The organism is Microbacterium sp. H6 (assembly GCF_003314775.1).
GTDB classification, from domain to species: domain Bacteria; phylum Actinomycetota; class Actinomycetes; order Actinomycetales; family Microbacteriaceae; genus Microbacterium; species Microbacterium oxydans.
The window spans coordinates 12911-19255 of sequence record NZ_QOAY01000210.1 but is presented as its reverse complement, the minus strand read 5'-3'; the positions used below and the strand labels follow the sequence as shown (position 1 = coordinate 19255).

The window sequence follows — 6345 nt, the reverse complement described above, 5'->3', positions numbered from 1 at the left end:
AAGCGCCGTGCGCATTCCGAGCCGATGCCGCCGAGACCGACGACCAGGACCGTCATCTCGTCGAGCTGACGCATCTCCCAGCGATCCGGCCAGGTGCGCGTTCCCTGGTCGGCGAGGAGGCGCGGGAGGTTCTTCGCACCGGCCATGACCCCGAACACCGCGAACTCCGCGAGCGGGCCGCCGTGCACGCCGGCGCTGGTGGTGAAGACCACACGGTCGAGCTGGGAACGGTCGAGGCCGGCAGCCTTGACCGAAGCTCCACCCCCGGCCGCGGTCGTCATGACCCAGCGCAGCCGCGGGTTCGCAGCCACCGTGCGAGCCAGAGCCCCCGCGTCGACATCGGGGATCCCGAAGAGCACGTCTGCGGAATCGACCAGCGCATCGAAGGCCTGCTGCTGCTCCGGCGTGCGCGTGTACCGAGGATCACCCGACCAGTCGGCAGGACCCCGCATCGGCGGCATCAGATCGTGGTCGCGGAGCACCTCGAGGCGCGGCTCGAGCTCCTCGATCAGTCGGCACAGCTCTTCCCGCAGCGGCACCGCCACGACGGCACGCAGCTTCTTCTCGGTCCCCGTCATCTTGGTCCCCTCCTCGGGAAGTCTGAATCACTCACCTTAGCCCAGTTCCATCCTGTTGGACACTGTTCTATCTGTTGGATTGTTGCTACGGTGTGCGCATGAGCAACACACCTGCCACCGTCGGCGTGGTCGGCCTCGGCGCGATGGGTCGCCCGATGGCGGACCATCTGCTCGCCGCGCACGGTCGGCTCGTCATCCATGCCCGCCGCCCTCAGCCGGAACTGCTGGCTGCCGGTGCCTCCTGGGCGGAGACGCCACGCGAACTCGCCTCCAGAGTAGACGTCCTTCTCATGATGCTGCCCGACCTCCCCCCTTTCGAAGCCATGCTCGACGGGCCGGACGGGTTGCTGGCCGACGCCGGCGACCTGCTCATCCTGATCGGGTCCACGTCGTCGGCGCCGGCCGTGCGTGCGCTCGCGGAGCGGGTGGGCGCACAGACGCAGGGACGGGTGCGAGTCGTCGACTGCCCTGTCTCCGGCGGTGAGGACGGTGCGATCGCCGGAACCCTCTCGATCATGCTCGGAGGGGACCAGAAGGACGCGGCGATCGCCGCCGAGGTGCTCGACCCCTGCGGCAACCCTGTGCTGCTCGGCCCGCTGGGCGCGGGCGAGGTCGCCAAGGCCTGCAACCAGCTCGTGGTCTCCGCCACGATCATGGCGCTCGGTGAAGCCACGGTGCTCGCCGAGCGCTCGGGACTCGACCTCGATGCGCTCTGGTCGCTGCTCTCGGGCGGATACGCCGGATCGCGCCTGCTCGACAGTCGCCGCGAGAAGCTCGTCACCGGTGACGACTCCCCCAGCGGCATCGCGCAGTACATGGTGAAGGACCTCGGCTTCGCCGCCGACATCGCCGAGGCCACCGGCACCGCGCCCGTGCTGCTCCCCACCCTGCGTGCGGCTTTCGACGAACTCGTCGCCGCCGGGCTCGGAGACCGCGACATCGCGGTGTCGCGGCGCTTCATCGCCTCCCGCGACATCGCCTCTCACGACATCGCCTCCCAAGACACAGGTCGCCACTGACCTCCCGGACAGCGATACTCTGAAACCACCCCTTCTTCACGATCTCGAGGAGCCTTCTGTGCCCGAAGCATCAGCGAACATCGGAGTCGTCGGACTCGCCGTCATGGGCTCGAACCTCGCCCGCAACCTCGCCAGCCGCGAGGGCAACACGGTGGCGATCTTCAACCGCAGCTACGAGAAGACCCAGACGCTCCTCGACGAGCACCCCGAGGCCGGCTTCGTACCGGCCCGCACCTACCAGGAGTTCGCCGACTCGCTGCAGAAGCCGCGCACCGCGATCATCATGGTCAAGGCCGGGGGTCCGACCGATGCGGTGATCGACTCGCTGGTCGAGGTGTTCGAACCGGGCGACATCATCGTCGACGGCGGCAACGCCTATTTCCCCGACACCATCCGTCGCGAGAAGGCCGTCCGCGAGACCGGCATCAACTTCGTCGGCGCCGGCATCTCCGGCGGCGAGGAGGGCGCCCTCACCGGACCCTCGATCATGCCGGGCGGCTCGGACGAGTCGTGGGTCACCCTCGGGCCGATCCTCAAGTCCATCGCGGCGATCGCCGAAGGCGAGCCCTGCGTCACCCACGTCGGCCACGACGGCGCCGGTCATTTCGTCAAGATGGTGCACAACGGCATCGAGTACGCCGACATGCAGCTCATCGCCGAGGCCTACGACCTCATCCGCCGCGGCACCGGCAAGTCGCCCGCCGAGATCGCCGAGATCTTCGCCGAGTGGAACAGGGGCGAGCTCGAGTCGTACCTGATCGAGATCACGGCCGAGGTGCTCCGCCAGGTGGACGCCGAGACCGGCAAGCCGCTCGTCGACGTGATCCTCGACCAGGCGGGAGCCAAGGGCACCGGCGCCTGGACCGTGCAGACCGCGCTGTCGCTCGGCGTACCGGTGTCGGGCATCGCCGAGGCCACGTTCGCCCGCTCGCTGTCGTCGCACCCCGAGCAGCGCGCCGTCGCCGGCGGCCTTCCCGGCCCCGACGAGGAGTTCACGGTCTCGGCCGAAGACACCGAGCAGTTCATCGAGGACGTGCGCCTGGCACTGTATGCGTCGAAGATCGTCGCCTACTCGCAGGGCTTCGACGAGATCCGCGCCGGCGCGGCCGAGTACGGCTGGAACATCGACCTCGGCGCGATCTCCAAGATCTGGCGCGGCGGCTGCATCATCCGTGCGCAGTTCCTCAACCGCATCGCCGATGCCTACGCGGCGACCCCCGACCTCCCCGTGCTGATGACCGCACCCTACTTCGCCGAGGCGTTCACCCGGGCGCAGTCGTCGTGGCGTCGCGTCGTGGCGACCGCAGCGCAGGCGGGCATCCCGGCTCCGGCGTTCTCGTCGTCGCTGTCGTACTACGACGGCATCCGCGCCGATCGCCTGCCTGCCGCTCTCGTGCAGGGACAGCGCGACTTCTTCGGCGCGCACACCTACAAGCGCATCGACAAGCCGGGCACCTTCCACACGCTGTGGTCGGGTGACCGCACCGAGATCGAGGCGGAAGACACGCACTGACGTCCCGTCGACGAAGGGCCGGTTACCGCGAGGTACCCGGCCCTTCGTGCATCATGACCCCCGCGGGTCACGACGGCTCGCCGCTCACGGCGCCGCAGCGAGCCCCTCCCTCGTGATGTCGCGCACCGTGCCCTTCGCGAGACGGAGACGCCGGGTCGCTCGCCGCGCCACCGCCGAGTCGTGGGTCACCACGATGACCGTGATCCCCTCGGCGCACAGCGATTCGAGCAGCGCCAGGATCTCGTCCCGCATGCTCTCATCGAGGTTGCCCGTCGGCTCGTCGGCGAGCAGCACTCGCGGCTTCTTGACGAGGGCACGCGCGATGGCGACCCGCTGCTGCTGCCCTCCGGAGAGCTCCGCCGGCAGATGGTCACCTCTGTCGTCGAGACCGACGTGGGCAAGAGCCTCCGCGACCCTGGCGCGTCGCTCGGCCCTGTCGACCCCCAGCGGCTCGAGCGCCATGTCGACGTTCTCGGTGGCGGTGAGAGTCGGGATCAGGTTGAACCCCTGGAACACGAAGCCGATCTCCTCCGCCCTGATCCGGGTGAGCTCGGCGCTCGAAGCGGACGCGAGTTCGCTGCCGTCCAGCAGAAGCGATCCGGTGGAGGGTGTGTCGAGGGCGCCGAGCAGTTGCAGCAGGGTCGACTTGCCCCCTCCGGTGGGGCCCTGGATCGTGACGAACTCGCCGGACATGATGTCGAGGTCCACGCCCGTCAGCACTTTCACGATGCGCCCCTTCTGCGTGTACGTCCGGGTGACGCCCGTGACACGGTAGAGCGGTTGCTCCCTCCCGTCTGTCGGCGCCGTCGGTGCGAGGTCTGCCGTGATCATGGTCTTCTCCTTCTCTGGGGTGTCCTTCTGCGGGGATGTCGGGTTCGGTCGCTCATCGTTCGCCCGAGACCTGGTCATGCGACCGAGCGCAGCGCCTCGGCGGGACGGAGACGGGCGGCCCTCCAGCCGCCGAACGCTCCGGCGACGACACCGCCGAGCACGGCGAGTCCGACGGCGGCCAGCAGCACCCCCGGCGTGAAAGGTGCCTGGAGCACGATGTCCGCCGTCTGCTGTCCCTGGAACACCGCCCCGCCTCCGGTCGGGCCACCGCCCATGCCGCCAGGACCTGCTTGACTTCCCCCGCTCGCAGCGACGGTGGGACGCAGGACGTTGATGAGCACGATGCCGATGACACCCAGGACGAGGCCCGCGGCTCCCCCGATGAGTCCCTGCACCATCGACTCGCCCGCGACCTGGCGAACGACCCGCCCGTTCGACCAGCCGATCGCCTTGAGGGTTCCGAACTCCCTGGTGCGACGGCCCACGCCCGAGAGGGTGAGCAGCACGGAGAGCAGCAGAGCGACGGCGAGGACGATGACGGAGAGCCAGGTGCCGAGGTTCGTGATCAGCGCCGTGGCGCTGGAGAGGGAACCCGACACCGTCGAGGCGAGCTCGGACTGCGACGTGACGGTGGCGTCAGGGAGCTCTTCGGCGAGCGCGGACTGGACCGCATCGATCGAAGCGGCCGAATCGGCCTGGACGTACACGGTGGAGATCACGTCGTCGACTCCGGCGAGCGTCTGCGCTGTGCGCAGCGGCAGATACACGTTCGCCGCCGTGTCCGCACTGTCGGACGTGGATCCGAGGATCCCGACGACCTCCACATCGGAGCCGGCCACGTCGATGGCGTCTCCGACCGTGATCCCGTTCGTGGAGGCGTACGTGCTGTCGACCATGGCGACCAGTGCCTCAGCGTCATCGGCGTCGAGACCGCGACCGTCCGTGACCGTGGCCGAGCCCATCGGTCCCACGGCGGTGGCAGCTGGATCGATGCCGAGCACGGAGAAGGAGTCCACCCCGAAAGAGCCCCCGCCGCCCGCTGCGCCATCCGGTGGCGTCTGCCCTTCCTCCGGCGCGGCGGGCTGCTCGCCGTCCTGCGGCGCGAATCCACCGCTGGGCACCTCGCCGGAGAACGTGGAGTTCGTGAGGCTCAGCGCCCCGGATGCCGCCGAGACGCCGTCGGTCGCGGCGACGGTGTCGAGCACGGACGAGTCGAGGGTGCCCCGCAGGAAGTCGGTTCGCAGCGTGGACTGTGCGAGCGTGGTGGTCTCACCATCGCTCTCACCGGCATCCGCATCGAAGTCGAAGCGCGGCCCCTCCCCCTGGCCCGGCTCGGCGGCAGCGCCCGTGACCGTGAGGTCGGTGCCGACTCCGTAGACGGACGCGAGAGCCTGCGCCTGGGCGTCCCGCACCCCCGCGGTGAGGGCGTTGACCACGATCACCAGTGCGATCGCGATCGCCAGCCCGATCGCGACGATCAGGGTCTGCTTCCTGCGTCCCGCGAGTTCGCGCCGCAGATATGTTCCGTACATCTCTCTCCTTCCGCCGCGGCCATCGCGGGGCGAGATCGACGTTAGGAATCGCGCATAAGCGGAATCGAGGGTCCGGTGATGAGAACGCTATGGAGCGCGGATCACACCGCCCGCACGGCCTCCACGAATGCCCTGGCGCGGACAGCGAGAGCGTCGAGGTCGCCGCCTGAGGTCGCCGCATCGCCGACCAGAGGTCCACCGACCCCGACGCCGAAGGCACCGGCCGCGAGAAAGTCGCCGACGGTGTCGACGCTCACACCTCCCACGGGGATGATCCGCGCGTGCGGGAACGGATCACGCACGGCGCGGATGAAGCCGGGACCGAGTGCCGACGCGGGGAACAGCTTCACCGCCGCGCTGCCGAGGTCGTGACCGCGCTGGACCTCCGTCGGCGTGTAGACACCGGGCAGGACGCCGATGCCGCAGCTGACGGCGTAGGGCACAGATGCGCTGAGCGTCGGGGTGACCATGAACTGCGCGCCGGCGGATACGGCGCGATCGACATCCGCCTCGTCGAGCACGGTGCCCGCGCCGATCAGCGCATCGACCGGAGCGTCGTGCACCACCTGCGCGATCGCCTCCTCCGCGTCGGGGAGGGTGAGCGCGATCTCGAGCGTGCGCACGCCGGCTTCCAGGAGGGTCCGTGCCGCGGCGACCGTCGCATCGACGTCGGTTCCGCGGAGGATCGCGACGAGCCGCGTGCGGCGCAACCGTTCCCGCAGCTGGTCGTTGTCGACGGCGCTCACAGCGCGCCCTCCCCTGCGATGCGGGCCGTCGGCACCGCACCTCGCCACGGGTATGCGGGGACCCCTCCGACCTCGACCTGCACGCCGAGAAGCGCACCGTCGGCGTCAGCTGGTTCTGCCAGGCCG

General features: G+C 69.6%; 5 protein-coding genes and 1 pseudogene. 2 read left to right on the top strand and 4 right to left on the bottom strand.

Annotation, left to right across the window (positions count from 1 at the left end):
* Positions 1-578, bottom strand: a pseudogene (locus DSP71_RS23910) (D-2-hydroxyacid dehydrogenase); the annotation flags it as partial.
* 98 nt (positions 579-676) lie between these two features.
* Here DSP71_RS23910 and DSP71_RS14145 point away from each other — a divergent pair.
* Both DSP71_RS14145 and gndA read left to right on the top strand, forming a co-directional pair.
* Complete coding sequence (locus DSP71_RS14145) at positions 677-1597, top strand: NAD(P)-dependent oxidoreductase (RefSeq protein WP_113681410.1); 921 nt, start codon at positions 677-679, stop codon at positions 1595-1597.
* Positions 1598-1655: 58 nt separating this feature from the next.
* A complete protein-coding gene (gndA, locus tag DSP71_RS14140; RefSeq protein ID WP_113681409.1) occupies positions 1656-3110 on the top strand; it encodes an NADP-dependent phosphogluconate dehydrogenase in 1455 nt (484 codons plus the stop codon).
* An 84-nt stretch (positions 3111-3194) separates the two neighbouring features.
* On the opposite strand, the gene DSP71_RS14135 is transcribed toward gndA, so the two are convergent.
* From DSP71_RS14135 to DSP71_RS14125, 3 genes are all read right to left on the bottom strand, one after another.
* Entirely contained in the window at positions 3195-3941 is a 747-nt protein-coding gene (locus tag DSP71_RS14135; protein WP_058632438.1) for an ABC transporter ATP-binding protein, read from the bottom strand.
* Between the two features lie 74 nt (positions 3942-4015).
* A complete protein-coding gene (locus DSP71_RS14130; protein WP_113681408.1) occupies positions 4016-5473 on the bottom strand; it encodes an ABC transporter permease in 1458 nt (485 codons plus the stop codon).
* 101 nt (positions 5474-5574) lie between these two features.
* Positions 5575-6219, bottom strand: a complete 645-nt coding sequence (locus tag DSP71_RS14125) for a bifunctional 4-hydroxy-2-oxoglutarate aldolase/2-dehydro-3-deoxy-phosphogluconate aldolase (RefSeq protein ID WP_206549501.1) — start codon at positions 6217-6219, stop codon at positions 5575-5577.
* Positions 6220-6345: the final 126 nt, after the last annotated feature.

What these genes read in the sequence shown, in the direction of transcription:
- DSP71_RS14145 (WP_113681410.1), top strand. Translation starts at nt 677, where the DNA reads ATGAGCAACACACCTGCCACCGTCGGCGTGGTCGGCCTCGGCGCGATG.
- DSP71_RS14135 (WP_058632438.1), bottom strand. Translation starts at nt 3,941, where the DNA reads ATGATCACGGCAGACCTCGCACCGACGGCGCCGACAGACGGGAGGGAG.
- DSP71_RS14130 (WP_113681408.1), bottom strand. Translation starts at nt 5,473, where the DNA reads ATGTACGGAACATATCTGCGGCGCGAACTCGCGGGACGCAGGAAGCAG.